General features: G+C 65.2%; 17 protein-coding genes. 9 read left to right on the plus strand and 8 right to left on the minus strand.

Annotated features, from left to right (window positions below; translation table 11 throughout):
- Positions 1 to 45: 45 nt before the first annotated feature.
- Entirely contained in the window at positions 46 to 441 is a 396-nt protein-coding gene (locus VGT77_RS10800; RefSeq protein ID WP_327462415.1) for a GFA family protein, read from the plus strand.
- 71 nt (positions 442 to 512) lie between these two features.
- Here VGT77_RS10800 and VGT77_RS10805 read toward each other — a convergent pair whose 3' ends face one another.
- On the minus strand, positions 513 to 1,079 hold the full coding sequence (locus VGT77_RS10805) for a hypothetical protein (protein ID WP_327462417.1): 567 nt from the start codon (positions 1,077 to 1,079) through the stop codon (positions 513 to 515).
- Between the two features lie 38 nt (positions 1,080 to 1,117).
- Here VGT77_RS10805 and VGT77_RS10810 point away from each other — a divergent pair, with 38 nt between their 5' ends.
- Both VGT77_RS10810 and VGT77_RS10815 read left to right on the plus strand, forming a co-directional pair.
- Positions 1,118 to 1,789 carry a glutathione S-transferase family protein gene (locus VGT77_RS10810; RefSeq protein WP_327462419.1) on the plus strand — a complete coding sequence of 224 codons (672 nt, stop codon included), beginning with the start codon at positions 1,118 to 1,120 and terminating at the stop codon, positions 1,787 to 1,789.
- Between the two features lie 254 nt (positions 1,790 to 2,043).
- Positions 2,044 to 3,498, plus strand: coding sequence for a M20/M25/M40 family metallo-hydrolase (locus VGT77_RS10815; RefSeq protein ID WP_327462421.1), 1,455 nt, complete (start codon positions 2,044 to 2,046; stop codon positions 3,496 to 3,498).
- 38 nt (positions 3,499 to 3,536) lie between these two features.
- Here the strand turns inward: VGT77_RS10815 and VGT77_RS10820 are convergent, their stop codons facing one another.
- Positions 3,537 to 3,845, minus strand: coding sequence for a GIY-YIG nuclease family protein (locus VGT77_RS10820; RefSeq protein WP_327462423.1), 309 nt, complete (start codon positions 3,843 to 3,845; stop codon positions 3,537 to 3,539).
- A 232-nt stretch (positions 3,846 to 4,077) separates the two neighbouring features.
- A complete protein-coding gene (ubiG, locus tag VGT77_RS10825) occupies positions 4,078 to 4,800 on the minus strand; it encodes a bifunctional 2-polyprenyl-6-hydroxyphenol methylase/3-demethylubiquinol 3-O-methyltransferase UbiG (protein WP_327462425.1) in 723 nt (240 codons plus the stop codon).
- Positions 4,801 to 4,959: 159 nt separating this feature from the next.
- Between ubiG and VGT77_RS10830 the strand changes: the two genes are divergently transcribed.
- The 5 genes from VGT77_RS10830 (at position 4,960) to VGT77_RS10850 (ending at position 11,181) form a co-directional block, all read left to right on the plus strand.
- Positions 4,960 to 6,198, plus strand: coding sequence for an aspartate kinase (locus VGT77_RS10830; RefSeq protein ID WP_327462427.1), 1,239 nt, complete (start codon positions 4,960 to 4,962; stop codon positions 6,196 to 6,198).
- A gap of 34 nt (positions 6,199 to 6,232) precedes the next feature.
- Positions 6,233 to 6,778 (plus strand): DUF7010 family protein, encoded by a 546-nt coding sequence (locus VGT77_RS10835; RefSeq protein WP_327462429.1) that lies wholly within the window; start codon positions 6,233 to 6,235, stop codon positions 6,776 to 6,778.
- A 79-nt stretch (positions 6,779 to 6,857) separates the two neighbouring features.
- Positions 6,858 to 8,231 carry an arginine deiminase family protein gene (locus VGT77_RS10840; RefSeq protein WP_327462431.1) on the plus strand — a complete coding sequence of 458 codons (1,374 nt, stop codon included), beginning with the start codon at positions 6,858 to 6,860 and terminating at the stop codon, positions 8,229 to 8,231.
- A 52-nt stretch (positions 8,232 to 8,283) separates the two neighbouring features.
- Positions 8,284 to 9,294: an NAD(P)H-dependent flavin oxidoreductase gene (locus tag VGT77_RS10845; protein ID WP_327462433.1), complete on the plus strand. Its 1,011-nt coding sequence runs from the start codon at positions 8,284 to 8,286 to the stop codon at positions 9,292 to 9,294.
- A 126-nt stretch (positions 9,295 to 9,420) separates the two neighbouring features.
- Positions 9,421 to 11,181: a M10 family metallopeptidase gene (locus tag VGT77_RS10850; protein WP_327462435.1), complete on the plus strand. Its 1,761-nt coding sequence runs from the start codon at positions 9,421 to 9,423 to the stop codon at positions 11,179 to 11,181.
- Positions 11,182 to 11,236: 55 nt separating this feature from the next.
- Here VGT77_RS10850 and queA read toward each other — a convergent pair whose 3' ends face one another.
- The 5 genes from queA to VGT77_RS10875 form a co-directional block, all read right to left on the minus strand.
- Positions 11,237 to 12,262 (minus strand): tRNA preQ1(34) S-adenosylmethionine ribosyltransferase-isomerase QueA, encoded by a 1,026-nt coding sequence (gene queA / locus VGT77_RS10855; RefSeq protein ID WP_327462436.1) that lies wholly within the window; start codon positions 12,260 to 12,262, stop codon positions 11,237 to 11,239.
- 100 nt (positions 12,263 to 12,362) lie between these two features.
- The gene (locus VGT77_RS10860; protein ID WP_327462437.1) at positions 12,363 to 13,046 is read right to left on the minus strand and encodes a peptidylprolyl isomerase; all 684 of its coding nucleotides are present in this window, start codon (positions 13,044 to 13,046) and stop codon (positions 12,363 to 12,365) included.
- A 70-nt stretch (positions 13,047 to 13,116) separates the two neighbouring features.
- Positions 13,117 to 13,617: a pantetheine-phosphate adenylyltransferase gene (gene coaD / locus VGT77_RS10865; RefSeq protein WP_327462439.1), complete on the minus strand. Its 501-nt coding sequence runs from the start codon at positions 13,615 to 13,617 to the stop codon at positions 13,117 to 13,119.
- A gap of 2 nt (positions 13,618 to 13,619) precedes the next feature.
- Entirely contained in the window at positions 13,620 to 14,519 is a 900-nt protein-coding gene (locus VGT77_RS10870; RefSeq protein WP_327462441.1) for a farnesyl diphosphate synthase, read from the minus strand.
- A 4-nt stretch (positions 14,520 to 14,523) separates the two neighbouring features.
- Complete coding sequence (locus VGT77_RS10875) at positions 14,524 to 14,775, minus strand: exodeoxyribonuclease VII small subunit (protein WP_327462444.1); 252 nt, start codon at positions 14,773 to 14,775, stop codon at positions 14,524 to 14,526.
- A gap of 117 nt (positions 14,776 to 14,892) precedes the next feature.
- Here VGT77_RS10875 and VGT77_RS10880 point away from each other — a divergent pair, with 117 nt between their 5' ends.
- Positions 14,893 to 15,549 carry a hypothetical protein gene (locus VGT77_RS10880; RefSeq protein WP_327462446.1) on the plus strand — a complete coding sequence of 219 codons (657 nt, stop codon included), beginning with the start codon at positions 14,893 to 14,895 and terminating at the stop codon, positions 15,547 to 15,549.
- The last annotated feature ends 6 nt before the right edge of the window (positions 15,550 to 15,555 follow it).

A 15,555-nucleotide genomic window follows, 5' to 3' on the forward strand; every position in this document is an offset into this window, starting at 1 on the left:
CTAGGTTCTGGGCTCCGGCCTTCGCCGGAGCACAGGGAGGGTAAGATGCCCAGCGGCGGATGTCATTGCGGCCAGGTCCGCTACGAAACGACCGGCGACGTCCTGCACCACGCCATCTGCCACTGCAGCGACTGCCGCAAATCGTCCGGCGCGCCGATGGTCGGCTGGATCGCATACAGGTCCGACGGTTTCGCGGTGACCAGCGGCCGGGCCAAGGAGCATGCCTCGTCCGAACATGGCCGCCGCTATTTCTGCGCCGATTGCGGCACTGGCCTCTACTATATCAACGAGGCCATGTTGCCCGGCATCGTCGACATCCAGAGCGCGACGCTGGACGAGCCGGAAGCCGTACCTCCCGGCGCTCACATTCAATGGGCGGAGCATCTGGGCTGGGCCGAGACCCTCGATCAGCTGCCGAAGTTCGAACGCTTCCCCGGCTGATTTATCTCTCGTCATTGCGAGCAAAGCGAAGCAATCCATCGCAGCGCCGGCGCCGCTGGACTGCTTCGTCGCTACGCTCCCCGCAATGACGAGTCAGGGCGCCCGCGCAGCGCCAGCCATCCCGTCGCGCCGAACATCGCCAGCGCCCACCAGCCTCCGTCGACGGTGAACAGATAGGCGATGCCGAGCAGGGCGACGCCACCGAGCGTCGCCAGCGAGAGCCGGGGCCCGAGCAATTGCCCCAGCAGCAAGGCGCCTAGAGTCAGGCAAGCGAAGGCGTTGACGCCGATCCAGACATAGGAGGCCTGCCAGCCGATCGAACCGGCCAGCGGCAACTTGACCGTCGCAAAGCCGCGCATCGCCTCGGGGAACAGGTCCGCCGACAGATGCAGGCCAATGCCGAGCGCCAGCCCAGCCGCCACCGCGCGGCCCCGCTCCCACAGACAGGCCAAAGCGGCGGGCAGGATCGAATGCGTCAGCGCACTACGATGGTCGAGGGGCAGCAGCTGGTCGATATCGGGAAACGTCGTCCCCGCTGCCGCCGCGAGCAGCACCGCTCCGGCCGCGGCGAGCCTCCAGCTCCCCGCCGCCGCATTCAGCGCGATCGCAGCGCCGAGCAGAAACAGCATCGCCAGCATCTTTCCCCCTTCGCCCTTGGCTCCTAACAGGGGCCTCCATGTGGCAGCTCTTTTCCTTCCCGCTTTGCCCCTTTTCGCGCAAGGTCCGGCTGCTGCTGGGCGAAAAAGGCGTTGGTTATGAGCTCGTCCGCGAGTCGCCCTGGGAGCGGCGCGACGAGTTTCTCGACGTGAACCCCGCCGGCCGCACCCCGGTCATGGTCGAGAAGGTGAATGGCGTCGTGCTGATCGACAGCTGGGCGATCTGCGAGTTCTTCGAAGAGACGGTCGAAAAAGCGCCGATGATCAACGGCACCGCGCACAACCGCGCGGAAATCCGCCGCCTGACCGCCTGGTTCGACCAGCAATTCTTCGGCGATGTGGTCGATCCGCTGATGCACGAGCGGATGAAGAAGCGGCTGATCGACCGCGCCAGCCCCGACGCGCGGGTCTTGCGCGAGGCGATGAAGCTGGCGCTCAACCATCTCGATTACACCGACTATCTGCTCGATCACCGCAACTGGCTGGCCGGCCCGGTGATGAGCCTCGCAGACCTGAGTGCCGCCGCGCACATCTCGGTCGCCGACTATCTCGGCGGCATCGATTGGCGCGGTCATCCGCAGACCGAACGCTGGTATTCCGCATTGAAAAGCCGCCCGAGCTTCAGGCCGCTTCTCTCCGAGCGGATGGAAGTGATCAGCCCGCCCCCGCATTACGACAAGGTCGACTTCTAGAGCGTGAAGCTTTGTCCCGATCGTCATTGCGAGGAGCGGAGCGACGAAGCAATCCAGCGGCGCCGAAGCTGGATTGCTTCGCTCCGCTCGCAATGACGCACTTGCTTCAGGTTGAGTCGATCAGTCCCTGATCGGCGCGGCCTCCCAACTCCGTTCGGGCTGAGCTTGTCGAAGCCCTCCCTTCTTCTTTACTGATGGCCTCCAAGAGAAAGGGAGGGCTCCGACAGGCTCAGCCCGAACGGGGAAGGAGTTCGATGCGTGTTCTGAAGCGAATGGCGCTCCTCTTGGGCGCCCTGCTCCTGCTCCTTATCGCAATCATCGTCATCAACACCGCGCGCCTCAGCCCCGCAACCCTCGGCGCCCCGCTTCCAGCACCGGCGATCGATCAAGCCGCAGTCCAGCGCCTCGCCGCCGCGATCCGCATCCCGACGATCAGCACCGAGGCCGGCCAGCCGCCGTCCCAGGTGCTCGACGCCTTCCACGCCCATCTCGCCGCCAGTTATCCGCGCGTCCACGCCGAGCTTCGGCGCGAACTGGTCGCCGGCCACAGCCTGCTCTTCACCTGGCCGGGCACCGACCCCAATGCGCCCGCGCTGCTGCTCGCCGCCCACCAGGACGTGGTGCCGATCGAGGGCTCCAGCGCCAGCAAATGGACCCACCCTCCCTTTGCCGGCACGGTCGCGAACGGCTTTGTCTGGGGCCGCGGCACGATCGACGACAAGATGTCGCTGATCGCGATACTGGAGGCGGTCGAACGCATGCTCGCTCGTGGTATGCGCCCGCGCCAGACCGTTTATCTCGCCTTCGGCCATGACGAGGAGCGCGGCGGCAATGGCGCGCGCACCATCTCGTCCCTGCTGAAGCAGCGCGGCGCGAAGGTCGGCCTGGCGCTCGACGAGGGCTATGCCGTGCTCGACAATGTGCTGGCGGGTGTGAACCGGCCAGTCGCGGTCGTCGGCATGGCGGAAAAGGGCTATGTCTCGGTCGAGCTGACCGCCAGCGGCGCGGGGGGCCACAGTTCGATGCCCACGCCGGACAATGCTGCGATCAAGATCGCGCGGGCGGTCGACCGGCTCGCGGCCGACCCGTTTCCGGCGCGTCTGCAGGGCCTGACCGGCGACATGCTCACCTCGGTGGCGCCCTATATGGACTGGCCGATGCGCGCAGCCATCGCCAATCGCTGGCTGACGGAGGGTCTCATCACCCGCCAGCTGACCGCCAATCCGCGCACCGCCGCTGCGCTCCGCACCACCACCGCCCCGACGATCATCCAGTCAGGCACCAAGGACAATGTCCTGCCGCAAAGCGCCCGTGCCGTCGTCAATCACCGCATCCTACCCGGCGACACCATCGCCAACGTGGTCGCGCGCGACCGCGACGTGATCGGCGACGCCGGCGTCTCAGTGCGGCCGGTCCCGGGCGGCCACGATCCGAGCCGGCCGGCACGGACCGACGCGCCCGGCTTCCAGGCCGTCGCCGCCGCGATCCGCGCCACCTACCCGCACGCGCCAATCGCGCCCGGCCTGGTCCTCGGTGCCACCGACGGCCGCTTTTACGAAAGCCTCGCCGCCTCCACCCTCCGCTTCACGCCCATGACCATGCGCCCCGCCGACCTCGCCCGCTTCCACGGCAATGACGAACGGGTGAGCATAGAGGATTACATGCGGGCGATCGGCTTCTACGAGCGACTGATCGGCGGCGGGCGGTAGAGCAGTCAACGTCGCCCCGTGCTTGACACGGGGCTCGGCTAACCTTCGTGCGCTGCCGTCGGAAACCACTCGCACCACAGATCACGCCATTCGGGATTGTCAGCCTCGATCAGCGCAAACTTCCAGCTGCGCCTCCACTTCTTGACGAGCTTCTCGCGGGCTATCGCTGCTTCGATATCCTCATGACGTTCGGCATAGACGAGCCGCGTCTTCCCGAAGTCTGCGACATGAGACGAGCCCTCTCTTTCGCGATGCTGATAGGCTCGCTTCAGCAGATCGGCCGTAACGCCGACATACATGCCGCCGCGATAGCGGTTCGCCATGATATAGACCCAGCCACCCTTCACCGGGCCTACAACAGAGAAGAGCCAAACCCCGTGTCAAGCACGGGGCGACGCGAGGAAGGATCCTGATCCTCAATTTCTCTGTCCTACATCGACCCGGCTTTGTTAGCCTCGCTGCGGCTCTTTGACTTCATGAACCATGAATCTCACCCGCGACCCGGAAGATTCATCAAATGCACGTGCAAAACGTGCGGATTGTGCGGATTGTGCGGATTGTGCGGATTGTGCGGACCGCTCAGGCCGGTGCGCGGGCCGTCACGAGATAGTTCAGCCCCAGCTCCTCGCTGAGGTGAAAACCGCGTGCCGGGCCGAAGGCAAGTCCGGTCACGTCCAGCACCTCCAGCCCCGCGGCATCCAAATGCACGCGCAGTTCGTCGGGGGTGAGGAACCGGTCCCAGTCATGCGTACCGCGCGGGATGGCGCCCAGCCCCTCGCCCAGCGTGATCATCGCCAGACGGGAGACGGGCGTGCGGTTGGGCGTGGACAGGATCAGCATCCCGCCGGGCGCCAGGGCAGCCGCCAGGCCGCCGAGGAAGGCGGCCGGATCCTCGACATGCTCGATCACTTCCATCGAGGTGATCAGGTCGAATGGCTCGGCACCCAGCACGTCGATGCTGCCGGTGCGATAGTCGATAGCGAGCCCCTGCCCTTCCGCATGGAGGCGCGCGGCGGCGATGTTCTCTGGCGCGGCATCGATGCCGACGACATCGGCGCCCAGGCGGGCCAACGGCTCGCACAACAGGCCGGCGCCGCAGCCGACGTCCGCAGCGCTTCGGCCGGCGAGCGGACGCCGGTCATGCTCGTCCAGCTGCCAATGATGGTTGAGCTGATCGCGGATATAGCGCAGCCGCACCGGGTTCAGCCGGTGGAGCATGGCGGAGGAGCCCTTCGGGTCCCACCAGTCCCCCGCCAGCTTGCCGAAATGCGCGGCTTCTTCGGCCCTGATCGTAGAACTCATATTCTCCACCGGTTCGGCCTGAGCCTGTCGAAGGCCTCCCTTTCCTCTTTTCGGACCGCGAAAGAAAGGGAGGGCTTCGACAGGCTCAGCCCGAACCGGAATTATTGCATTGCGGTATTTCGACGCTAACACCCCAGCCGAAAGGAGCGCTCTCACCTCATGGCGCGGATCGTGATGAAATTTGGCGGCACCTCGATGGCGGGGGTGGAGCGAATTCGCGCGGTCGCCGAGCGGGTGAAGCGCGAAGTCGAGGCCGGCAATCAGGTTGCCGTTGTTGTCTCCGCGATGGCTGGCGAAACCGACCGGCTGGTCTCCTTCTGCCGCGAAGTCTCTCCCCTCTACGATCCGCGCGAATATGACGTGGTGGTGGCCAGCGGAGAGCAGGTGACGAGCGGGCTGCTGGCGATCTCGCTCCAGGCGATCGGTGTCAAGGCGCGCAGCTTCATGGGCTGGCAGCTGCCAATCCGCACCTCGGACGGCCATGGCTCGGCCCGCATCGCCGAGATCGACACCGCCACGCTGGACGCCGCGCTTGGCGAGGGCCAAGTCGCGGTCATCCCCGGCTTCCAGGGCGTGGCGGCGGGCGAGCGCGTCACCACGCTCGGCCGCGGCGGGTCGGACACCTCGGCGGTGGCAGTCGCGGCGGCGATGAAGGCGGACCGCTGCGACATCTACACCGATGTCGACGGCGTCTACACGACCGACCCGCGCATCGTGCCGCGCGCGCGCAAGCTGAAGAAAATCACCTTCGAGGAAATGCTCGAACTGGCGAGCGTCGGCGCCAAGGTGCTGCAGACCCGCTCGGTCGGGCTTGCCATGAAGGAAAATGTCCGCCTGCAGGTGCTGACCAGTTTCGAGGACAAGCCCGGCACATTGATCGTCGGCGACGACGAGATCGAGGAAGATATGGAACGCCAGTTCATCACCGGCATCGCGCACGACAAGAACGAAGCCAAGATCACGCTGACCGATGTGCCCGACCGGCCGGGCGCGGTCGCCTCGATCTTCGCGCCGCTCGCCGACGGCAATATCAATGTCGACATGATCGTGCAGAACATCGCGCACGACACCGGCTCGACCGACGTCACCTTCACGGTGCCGGCGGCCGAGCTGGCCAGGTCGCTCGACCTGCTCGAGAAAGCGAAGGACACGATCGGCTACAACCGGCTGGTGCACGACACCAACGTCGCCAAGATCACTATCGTCGGCGTTGGCATGCGCAGCCATGCCGGTGTCGCCGCCAAGATGTTCAAGACATTGGGCGACCGCGGCATCAACATCCAGGCAATCACTACCTCGGAAATCAAGGTCTCGGTACTGATCGAAGAGGATTATACCGAACTGGCCGTCCGCGTGCTGCACACCGCCTACGGCCTGGACGCGGAGGCCGCCGCCTGAACCATTGCTCTCTGATCGGGGGGAGATGCAGCCAATGACGTTTGAGGAAATGCGGGCGGATTTTATCCGCCGACGCAAGGGTTCGCTGGCGCTGCCGATCACAGGCGTGATCGTATATGCGACAGCGGCGCTACTAAGCCTCGTCGTGGCACGCGAATGGCACAATCTGGTGCTTACGCTTTGCTTCTGGACCATCCTGCCGGTCGGCGCGCTAGTGATGAAGCTGCGCGGAGAAGAAGGAGGAACGCCGGACAATCCGCTGTTCAAGCTTTCGGCCTACGCCCGGGTGATGGCGCTATCGACCTGGGCCGTGCACATCCCGCTGTGGTTGTACGCGCCGCATCTGTTTCCGCTCAGCGTCGGAATATTGTTCGCGCTCCATTGGGTGGTGTTTTCCTGGACGCTCGGCCACCCCGTCGGCTTCTACCATCTGGGACTACGCATCGCCTTTGTCCTGCTGGCTTGGCATCTGGTACCAGGCAACCGCATGGGCGCGGTCAGTATGGGCGTCGCGCTCGCCTATCTGATCTCGGTCATGCAGCTCGGGCGGATCGATTGGGACACGCGCCTACGAGCCTGACGAACTCGGCACCTGTGCAAGCCCGATTGCCAGGGCCGCTAGGTCATGATTAGCTGCCCTTGAGCTGGGGGAGTGAAAAATGGAGTTCGACCGGCGCACGATCCTGGCGGGGGCGGCAGCAGCCGCGCTACAGCCCCTCGCTGCCCAGAGCGCGCGCCCGCCGCTCACCTCCAACATCGGCACTTTGCGGCGAGTGCTGGTCCATTCGTTCAAGGCGACGGACCATCAGGTCGATATTCGCGGCGGCGACGTGCTGCCCTATGCGGAGTCCGATCCCATCATCGCCGAGGCACAGCATGCGCGGCTGAACGCGTTGCTGAAGGCCGCCGGCTGCGACGTCGTCGAGGTCGCGGATGCGCTCGATTCTGCGATTGCCGCGACGCGTCCATCCGGCGTGTTCGCCGCCTGGCTGGACGAAGCCATGCCCAGGCTCGGCGCCGATCCCGCGCGGGTGACCGGGGCAATGCTCCTCGGCCGCGATCCGGCGACGCAATATGCGCTGGGCGCGGACGGCAGCTATCGTCACGCGGCGAGCGACTCCCGATCGACGATGTGGACCCGCGACTCCGCCTTTATGACGCCGCGCGGGCTGGTCATTTGCAACTCGGTCTCGCAGCGCCGCCGTCGCGAAAATATGCTGCTCCGCTTCCTCTACGCGCATTCGCCGCTGCTGAAGGATGTGCCGATCGCCTTCGATGCGGTTGAGGAGGGCATGATCATCGAAGGCGGCGACGCGATGGTGATCGACGTCAACACCCTGTTCCTCGGCACCGGCAACCGCACCGATCCGCGCATCGCCGCCGTGCTCGCCAAGCGGCTCGATATGGACGTGCTGGCGGTGCAGACCGTCAAGCGCGACTTCCTGGCGACCGCCGTCCCGGGCAAGCCGCAGCCTGCATTTGAGCTGAAGCTGCTGCTGCTGCATCTCGACACCTACTTCACCCTGGTCGCGCCGAAGCACGCGCTGACCGTGCCTTATCTGCTCGAAGCCGATTACGCCGAATCGAGCCCGCTGGTCCGCTTCATCCGCGGCGCGCGCGCCGACACGCGGCTGGAGGCGGACGAGGCGGAAGCGGCGCTGACCATGCTGAAGGAGTTTGGCGCGATGACGCTTTACCGCCGCGGCACGGGCAAGGTGGAGAAGGTAGACGGAAAGCTTGTCGACCATCTACGCCGCCTTCGCTGGCGCTTTACCTGGGTCGGCGGCGAGCGGCCGAGCGGAGAAGCGGACGAGTTCCGCCACTTCATGCGCGTCACCTATCCCGAACTCAGGCGTCAGGCGGCCAATGTCGTGCAGGCGACCCCCGGCCGCGTGCTCGCCTATGACGGCAATCCGGTCACGCGCGCCGCGCTGGAGGCCGACGGCATCGCAGTCGATACCTTCCCGGCCCGCGAACTCTGGGCCTGGCATGGCGGGCCGCACTGCCTCACCCAGCCGCTCAGCCGCGCCTGACCGACGCCGCGCAGGCTTGCCGGGCAAGAGCGGCTCCGGCTAGGCGTCGCCGATGAACAGCAGACTGAAAGAGCTGATGGCGCGCGGCACCGAGTTTCTCGGCTGCGATGTTGCGATCATGTGCGGCGCCATGTCCTGGGTTTCGGAGCGGAACCTGGTCGCCGCCATGTCGAACGCGGGCGGCTTCGGCCTGATCGCGTGCGGGGCGATGACACCGGAACTGCTCGACGCGGAGATTGCCGGGACGAAGGCGCTCACCGACAGGCCGTTCGGCGTCAACCTGATCACCATGCATCCCCAGCTGCAGGAACTGATCGCGGTGTGTGCGAAGCACGGCATCGGGCACATCGTGCTGGCGGGAGGCCTACCCCCGGCGGGCAGCCTGGAAGCGATCAAGGCGAGCGGCGCCACGCTGATCTGCTTCGCCCCAGCTCTCTCGCTGGCCAAGAAGCTGATCCGCTCCGGCGTCGACGCGCTGGTGATTGAAGGCATGGAAGCCGGCGGCCATATCGGGCCGGTCTCCACATCAGTGCTGGCGCAGGAGATCCTGCCCGAAGTTGCAAGCCAGCTGCCGGTGTTCGTCGCCGGGGGCATCGGGCGGGGCGAGGCGATCGCCGGCTATCTTGAGATGGGCGCGGCGGGCGTGCAGCTCGGCACCCGCTTCGTCTGCGCGACGGAGAGCATCGCCCATCCGAACTTCAAGAAGGCGTTTATCCGCGCCTCCGCTCGCGACGCGGTCGCCAGCGTGCAGGTCGATCCGCGCCTGCCCGTCATCCCCGTCCGCGCGCTCAAGAACAGCGGCACCGAATTGTTCACCGCCAAGCAGCGTGAGGTCGCCGCCTTGCTCGATGCCGGCAGCGTGGAAATGGCCGAGGCCCAGCTGCAGATCGAACATTATTGGGCGGGCGCGCTCCGCCGCGCGGTTATCGATGGCGATGTCGAACGTGGCTCGCTGATGGCAGGCCAGTCGGTCGGCATGGTCAAGAGCGAGGAGCCGGTCGCTCAGATCATCGCCACGCTGATGGAGGAAGCGGCGGAGGCGCTCAGCCGTCGCGCGGCCTGAGTTCGCGACGCGGCGCAAAACTGCCGCTAAGTCAATGGTTGACTTGGTCTTTTTTCTGCGACCTATTCAGCGCCTTGGGCGGTGGGGCAGCCCCAAAATGCTGTATGGGAGAGTGATGTGGCTCGAGTGAAAGATTCACAGACGTTCGGCGGCGGGACTAATTTCTCCCGCGCGAGTTCCGGCCTCAATACGACGACGACGACCAACAACAATACGGACAGCCTGGCGCTGAGCGGCGATCTTGCCGACGCGCGCACCTTCAATCTCGCCTGGCAATATGATCCGCACGCGACCACGCGCGGACTGCCCGACCTCCCGACCGTTGGTGAAACGCTGCGCGGCAAGCCGGTTTACGGCCTGATCGGCGATTCGGATCCGAGCCGACCCGGCATCAACAATGTACGCACGCAGCTCGATTCGGGCACGCATCTGTCGAGCGCCAATGACGGCACCATCACGTTCGGATTCTTCACGCATAATCATGCGGTCGGCGTGAACAACAATCCGCATTCGGGCGAAGGCAAGGGTTACACGCCTTTTACCGAAGCGCAGAAAGCGGCGGCGCGGATCGCGGTGGCGAACTGGGACGAGCTGATCGCGCCCGAGTTCCAGGAAGTCACCATGTCCAAGGGCGCGAGCGACTGGGCAAAGAACTCGGCCGACATCTGGCTCGCCAACACCAGCACCGGTCCGGCCCAGGCCTGGGCCTATTACCCGGATCAGGGCCAGCCCTATGGGCGCGCGTCGAGCGATGTGTGGCTCGCCGATCCGCGCTACAACAGCAGCAATGCCGATCTGCGTTCCGGGCAATATGGCCTGCAGACGCTCAATCACGAGCTCGGCCATTCGCTCGGCCTCAGCCATCCGGGCGACTATGATTTCGGCGACGACAATGACGGCGACGGCCAGCCGGACCCGATCACGTACGAAGGCGACGCCTTCTACTTCCAGGACAGCCATCAATATACGATCATGTCGTATTTCGACAGCTACGAGACCGGCAACAACGTCGTCGACTGGAACCTGATGCGGGTCGTCTACCCGTCGACGCCGATGGTCCACGACATCTGGGTCATTCAGCAGAAATACGGCGTCGAGACGACCACCCGCACTGGCAACACCACCTATGGCTTCAACGCCACCGCAGACGTCACCAACGACGCGATGCGGTTCGAAAAGGGCGAGATGGCGGCTGTCTTCTCGATCTGGGATGCCGGCGGCAACGATACGCTGAACCTGTCGGGCTTCTACACGCCATCCATCATCGACCTGCGCGAAGGCGCGTACAGCAGCGCGGGCGGGTTCGGCTCCTATGATCCGGCATTCGCCGGCAAGGACCCGTCGACCATGTCGAAGGATGCCTACCTTGCCTTCGTGAACGCCAACAACACCGCCCAGGGTTTCGGCACGCGCACCGCGGCCTACGACCTCTATTTCGGCGGCCGTGAGGGCGTGAACGAGGGCGTTCCCTGGTCCGAGATCATGGGCAAGGACTGGCTGATGGAGAACAACATCGGCATCGCCTATGGCGCGGTAGTCGAAAATGCCATTGGCGGCTTCGGCAATGACCGGATCAACGGCAACCAGGCCAACAACCAGTTCACCGGCGGCGCCGGCGCGGATGTGTTCGTGCTTGCCAATTATTCGGGCGTGGACGCCACCGGCAAGTCGGTGATCGACACGTCGATCGACTCGATCCTCGACTTCAGCTCGAAGCAGGGCGACAAGATCGACGTCAGCTCGTTCAAGTCCGTCGATGCCGGCGACATCAAATATGTGAACGGACAACTGCGCATCGACACTGACGGCAACGGCACCGCCGACTTCTTCACCAACCTGGCGGGTGCCCCGACCATCAATCTGGCGCAGGATTTCATCTACGCCTGACCGAATAGGCTGAAGGAAGGGCGTCGCCGGCTGCGGCGGCGCCCTTTTTTAAGCCTCAGGGCAGCAGCAGCGACGCGTCGCCATAGCTGTAGAAGCGGTAGCCACCCGCAATCGCGTGCTGGTAAGCAGCCAGCATCCGCTCCCGTCCCATCAGCGCCGAGACCAGCATGAACAGCGTCGATTTCGGGAGGTGGAAGTTGGTCATCAGCCCGTCGATGCCACGGAAGCGGTAGCCGGGTGTGATGAAGATCGCGGTGTCGCCTTCGAAAGGCGCAATGCGCCGCTGCTCGTTTGCGGCGCTTTCAAGCAGGCGCAGGCTGGTGGTGCCGACCGCGATGATCCTGCCGCCCTCGGCGCGCACCCGATTGAGCCGATCGGCGGTGGCCGCGTCGAGGCGGCCCCATTCGGCATGCATCTTGTGGTCGGCCGTATCCTCGGCCTTGACGGGCAGGAAGGTGCCCGCGCCGACGTGCAGCGTCAGTGTCTCGTGAACGATGCCGGCGTCCGTTAGCGCGCACATCAGCTGCGGCGTGAAATGGAGCGCGGCGGTGGGCGCGGCGACGGCGCCTTCCTTCCGCGCGAACATAGTCTGATAGTCGCGGGCGTCGCGCTCGTCCGTTTCGCGCTTGCTGGCTATATAGGGCGGCAGCGGCATGCGTCCGGCGCGCTCCAGCAGGACCTCTACTGGTTCATTGCCAAGAAAGTGGAGCAGGAAGCTGCCATCCGGCGCGCGGCTTTCGGCAATTGCCTCGACGCCTGAGCCGAAGTCGATCGCGTCGCCGGGTCGCAGCCGCTTGGCGTTGCGAACGAACGCGTGCCACCGACGCAGATCGTGGCGCTTGTGGAGCGTCGCGCCGATCCGCGCTTCGCCGCGGCGTCCCTTCAGCTGGGCCGGGATGACGCGGGTGTCGTTGAAGACCAGGCAGTCGCCGGCGCGCAGTAGGGCCGGGAGTTCGCGGACGATGTGGTCAGCCGTGCGGGCGCCGTCCAGGAGCAGGAGCCTGGCGGCATCGCGCGGTTCCACCGGACGCAGCGCGATGCGCTCCGGGGGGAGATGGAAATCGAAAAGGTCTACGCGCATTCCCCATAAACCCCGGTTTAGCCTGAGCTTGTCGAAGGCCTCCCTTCTTTAGGGCTGCGAAGAAAAGGAGGGCTTCGACAAGCTCAGCCCGAACCGCCTATTAGTTTTGCGGCTGAGGCGTCGGGCTGGCAGCCGGCGTCGAGCTCGCCTCGGGCGCCGGGGTGGGAGCCGGAGCGGTCACCGCCGGCAATGGCCGGAGCGGTGCGTTCTCGCCATCGGCCTGGATCCAGGCGCGGACAATCCGCGACGGGTTGACCGGCGGCTCGCCCTTTTCGATCGCATCGACAAACTGCATGCCGGAGACGACCCGGCCAAAGGCGGTGTAGCGATTGTCCAGTCGCAGCGTCGGCATCAGCATGATGTAAAACTGGCTGTTCGCCGTATCATTGCCCTCGGCGCGCGCCATGGAGACGACGCCGCGCACATGCGGCAAGTCGTTGAACTCCGCTTTCAGGTCCGGCAGGGGCGAACCGCCTGAGCCGGTGCCTTCCGGATCGCCGCCCTGCGCCATGAAGCCGTCGATGACGCGGTGAAAGGTTAGACCGTTGTAAAAGCCGGCACGGGTCAGCGTCTTGATCCGCTCGACGTGGTTGGGGGCCTTGTCGGGCCGCAGCTGGATAACCACGCGGCCGCCGGTCGACAGATCGAGCACCCAAGTGTCTTCCGGCGTCAGGGGCGGCACGGGCGCAGGCGTCGGCGCTGGCGCGACTTCGCCCTTCTGCGCATATGCGGTCGACGCGAAAACAACGCCGAGCAGGGCAAGAAAGGCGGCAACAAAGCGCATGCACGAAACTCCGAAGATCGGGAGAGGCCTTGCCGCTAGATTATGGCGGCTTAGCGGCGGCTGAATAACGTCACGATCCCTTGCGGCCGAGCCTTGCGACACGGGCGACCACGTCCTCGCTGACCGCCGGCGTGACGAACTTGGTAACGTCGCCGCCAAACATTGCGATCTCCTTCACCAGGCGCGACGCGATGGGCTGCAGCGACACGTCTGCCATCAGGAAGACCGTCTCGATGCGGTCGTTCAGCTGCTGGTTCATGCCGGCCATCTGATACTCATACTCGAAGTCGGCGACGGCGCGGAGGCCGCGCACGATTACGGAGGCGCCCTGGCGTTCGGCAAAGGTCATCAGCAGCGAGTCGAACGGCACCACGTCGATCGACGAGCCTTCCCTGTCCACTTCGCGGCGGACCATCGCCATCCGCTCCTCGATCGTGAACATCGGCGACTTGGAAGGGTTGGTGGTGACTCCGATCACCAGCCGGTCGACCAGCTTCGCGCCGCGGCGAATAATGTCCATATGGCCAAGCGTGATCGGATCGAACGTGCCCGGATAAACCCCCACTCTCATCGTCAGCGATCCCGGTCTACGATGTAGCGCGCCACCTCGCGCAGCAGGTCGGCCTCTGGGCCGTGGTCGTGCAGATATTCGACGGCCTGGTCGACCAGCATGCGCGCCTGTTCGCGCGCGCGCTCCGGACCCAGATGCGAGACGAAGGTCGCCTTGCCCGCTGCCTCGTCCTTGCCGACGGCCTTGCCGGCTTGTTCTTCGCTGCCTTCGACATCGATGAGGTCATCGACGATTTGGAAGGCAAGGCCGATATTGCGCGCATAGCCGCGCAGCCTCGTCCGCCCCTCGGGCGGCACCCGGCCCATGATCGCGCCGGCTTCGAGGCAGAAGCCGAACAGAGCCCCCGTCTTCAACTGCTGGAGCCGGGTCACCATGGCCAGATCCATATCTGCGGCGCCGGCAACCAGGTCCATCATCTGCCCGCCAGCCATCCCGGCCGGACCACTGGCACTGGCGAGCTCCAGGCAGAGCTCAGCGCGGACGAACGGATCGGCATGGGTGGCCGGATCAGCGAGGATCTCGAACGCGAGCGCGTGCAGCGCATCGCCGGCCAGGATCGCCGTGGCTTCGTCGAACGCCTTGTGGACCGTGGGCTTGCCGCGGCGCAGATCGTCATCGTCCATCGCCGGCAGATCGTCATGGATCAGCGAATAGACATGGATGCATTCGATCGCGGTCGCGACGCGCAGCGCCGCTTCGCGGCTGACGGCGAACAGGTCGCACGCCGCGCAGACCAGCAGCGGCCGCAGCCTCTTGCCGCCGCCGATCGTCGCATGTCGCATAGCTTCATAGAGCCGGGCACGGGCGTCGTCGGGAACTGGCAGCAGCAGGTCGAAGGCGCGGTCCATGTCCGCCGCGATGCGGCCGAGCGCCTGATCCAGTTCCCCGCCCCCGCGCGCCATCGGCTCAGCCCGCGTCGAACGGCTGAGTGCCGGTAGGACGGCCGTCCTGGCCGAGCGTGATCTTTTCGATACGCGCCTGCGCCGCCTGCAGCCGCGCCTCGCACTGGGCCCGCAGCTTGTCGCCTTCGGCATAGAGCGTGATCGACTCGTCGAGCGAGGCGTCGCCGCTTTCGAGCCGGGAAACGATCGCTTCCAGCCTTTTCAGCGCATCTTCGAAGGACAGGGCGGCGACATCCTCGCCGGCTTGACTTTCCATGCATCCGCTATGGGGGAGCGGCCGTATCTTGGTCAACCGAGCCGTCGCTTTTGTCGCAATCATGCTATACTTTGGGGCGCCTGGCCGGAAAGCAAAAGCCTACAGGGGAGTAAGCAGATGATCGCGTTGCGCACGTGGCTTACCCTGGGAGGCGCGCTGGCGCTCATCCCGGCGGTGTTGATGTCGTCTGACTATGCAACGCTGGCTGCTGATCATGTGGAACCGCCTACGCGCGCCGACCCCACCGTAGATCCGATCCCGGATGCGGCGGCGGACCTGGCCGATATTTTCGCCTGGCATACGCCGCAATCAGTCGTGATCATGATCACCTTCGCCGGCCCACGCGCAGCAAACCTGCCACCCGTCTATGATCGCGACGTATTGTATCGGATCAATATTTCCAATGCCGGCGCCAGTACCGACGCCGAGCATCAGATCTTGGTGCGCTTCGGCTTTGATGGGAATGCAGTCGGTGTGCAGATCAGCGGCGTGCCAGGCACGACAGGTCCGATCATAGGCCCCGTGCAGACCGAACTGAACAAGGAAGGCGTGCGGGCGATCGCCGGTATTTTCGACGATCCGTTCTTCTTCGACTCGCAGGGTCTCAAGGACACACGCGCGACCGGAACTCTATCCATCCGGAACACCCGCGATTTCTTCGCCAATGGCAACGACACGATGGTGATTTTAGAAATCCCCCGCGCTTCGATTATGAACGGCTCGAACCGCCTGGATATCTGGTCTGATACGGGTCGCTTTGGAGGACAGATCTGATGCGCA

The sequence above is a fragment of the Sphingomonas sp. genome (assembly GCF_035944535.1).
Classification (GTDB): domain Bacteria; phylum Pseudomonadota; class Alphaproteobacteria; order Sphingomonadales; family Sphingomonadaceae; genus Sphingomonas_B.

Excerpts from the sequence above, each read along its gene's own strand:
- VGT77_RS10830 (WP_327462427.1), top strand. The coding sequence starts at position 4,960 with ATGGCGCGGATCGTGATGAAATTTGGCGGCACCTCGATGGCGGGGGTG.
- coaD (WP_327462439.1), bottom strand. The coding sequence starts at position 13,617 with ATGAGAGTGGGGGTTTATCCGGGCACGTTCGATCCGATCACGCTTGGC.
- VGT77_RS10870 (WP_327462441.1), bottom strand. The coding sequence starts at position 14,519 with ATGGCGCGCGGGGGCGGGGAACTGGATCAGGCGCTCGGCCGCATCGCG.
- VGT77_RS10815 (WP_327462421.1), top strand. The coding sequence starts at position 2,044 with ATGCGTGTTCTGAAGCGAATGGCGCTCCTCTTGGGCGCCCTGCTCCTG.
- VGT77_RS10810 (WP_327462419.1), top strand. The coding sequence starts at position 1,118 with ATGTGGCAGCTCTTTTCCTTCCCGCTTTGCCCCTTTTCGCGCAAGGTC.
- VGT77_RS10860 (WP_327462437.1), bottom strand. The coding sequence starts at position 13,046 with ATGCGCTTTGTTGCCGCCTTTCTTGCCCTGCTCGGCGTTGTTTTCGCG.
- VGT77_RS10875 (WP_327462444.1), bottom strand. The coding sequence starts at position 14,775 with ATGGAAAGTCAAGCCGGCGAGGATGTCGCCGCCCTGTCCTTCGAAGAT.
- VGT77_RS10800 (WP_327462415.1), top strand. The coding sequence starts at position 46 with ATGCCCAGCGGCGGATGTCATTGCGGCCAGGTCCGCTACGAAACGACC.
- VGT77_RS10835 (WP_327462429.1), top strand. The coding sequence starts at position 6,233 with ATGACGTTTGAGGAAATGCGGGCGGATTTTATCCGCCGACGCAAGGGT.
- VGT77_RS10845 (WP_327462433.1), top strand. The coding sequence starts at position 8,284 with ATGAACAGCAGACTGAAAGAGCTGATGGCGCGCGGCACCGAGTTTCTC.
- VGT77_RS10880 (WP_327462446.1), top strand. The coding sequence starts at position 14,893 with ATGATCGCGTTGCGCACGTGGCTTACCCTGGGAGGCGCGCTGGCGCTC.
- queA (WP_327462436.1), bottom strand. The coding sequence starts at position 12,262 with ATGCGCGTAGACCTTTTCGATTTCCATCTCCCCCCGGAGCGCATCGCG.
- VGT77_RS10805 (WP_327462417.1), bottom strand. The coding sequence starts at position 1,079 with ATGCTGGCGATGCTGTTTCTGCTCGGCGCTGCGATCGCGCTGAATGCG.
- ubiG (WP_327462425.1), bottom strand. The coding sequence starts at position 4,800 with ATGAGTTCTACGATCAGGGCCGAAGAAGCCGCGCATTTCGGCAAGCTG.
- VGT77_RS10840 (WP_327462431.1), top strand. The coding sequence starts at position 6,858 with ATGGAGTTCGACCGGCGCACGATCCTGGCGGGGGCGGCAGCAGCCGCG.